This is a genomic window from Micromonospora globosa (assembly GCF_000717585.1).
Lineage (GTDB): Bacteria > Actinomycetota > Actinomycetes > Mycobacteriales > Micromonosporaceae > Micromonospora > Micromonospora aurantiaca.
On the sequence record NZ_JNZR01000082.1, the window covers coordinates 1 to 981 of the forward strand.

Annotated in this window: 1 protein-coding gene; it reads right to left on the reverse strand. The window is 66.7% G+C overall.

Going from position 1 to position 981, the window contains the following annotated elements:
* Positions 1 to 977, reverse strand: a 977-nt coding sequence (locus IF06_RS33495) for a beta-ketoacyl reductase (protein WP_332259031.1), incomplete at its 3' end; no start/stop codon positions are given.
* Between the last annotated feature and the right edge of the window lie 4 nt (positions 978 to 981).

A 981-nucleotide genomic window follows, 5' to 3' on the forward strand; every position in this document is an offset into this window, starting at 1 on the left:
TCGGGGATGTCGGTGAACAGACGCGACGGACGCAACGCCGTGAACGACGGCACAAACCGATCCCACCGCACATCCGCCACCACCACCTGCCCCTCACCACCATCCAACGCCCGCTGCAACGCCACCACCGCCAACTCCGGAGCCATCCCCGGCAAACCACGCCGACTCAACTGCTCCCCCGCCACCCCCACCGCCATACCCGCCTCAGCCCACGGCCCCCACGCCACCGACGTCCCCACCAACCCACGCCCACGCCGCGACACCACCAACCCATCCACAAACGCATTCGCCGCCGCATACCCCACCTGACCCGCAGAACCCCACACCCCCGCAATCGACGAAAACACCACAAACGCATCCAAATCCAAACCAGCAGTCAACTCATCCAACACCACCGCACCACCAACCTTCGCCCGCAACACCTCCTCCACCTCACCCACACCCACCTCACCCAACGGCGTCAACTGCGCCACACCAGCCGCATGCACCACCGCCCGCAACCGCTCACCCCGACCCACCAAATCCCCCAACAACCCCGCCACCGCACCACGATCCGCCACATCACAACCCACCACCGACACCCGCACACCCAAACCCTCCAACCGCCCCACCAACTCACCCACACCCGGCGCACCACCACCACGCCGACTCACCAACACCACATGCTCCGCACCCACACCCACCGCCCACAACGCCACCCGCGCACCCAACGCCCCCGTACCACCCGTCACCAACACCGTCCCCGACAACCGAAAACCACCACCAACACCCGCACCCGCACCCGCACCCGCACCCGCACGCACCAAACGCCGCACAAACACACCCGACGACCGCAACGCCACCTGATCCTCAACCCCCGACGACAACACCCCACACAACCGACCCCACACACCCCCACCCAACACACCCGGCAAATCCACCAAACCACCCCACCGCAACGGCACCTCCAAACCCACCACCCGACCCAAACCCCACACCGCA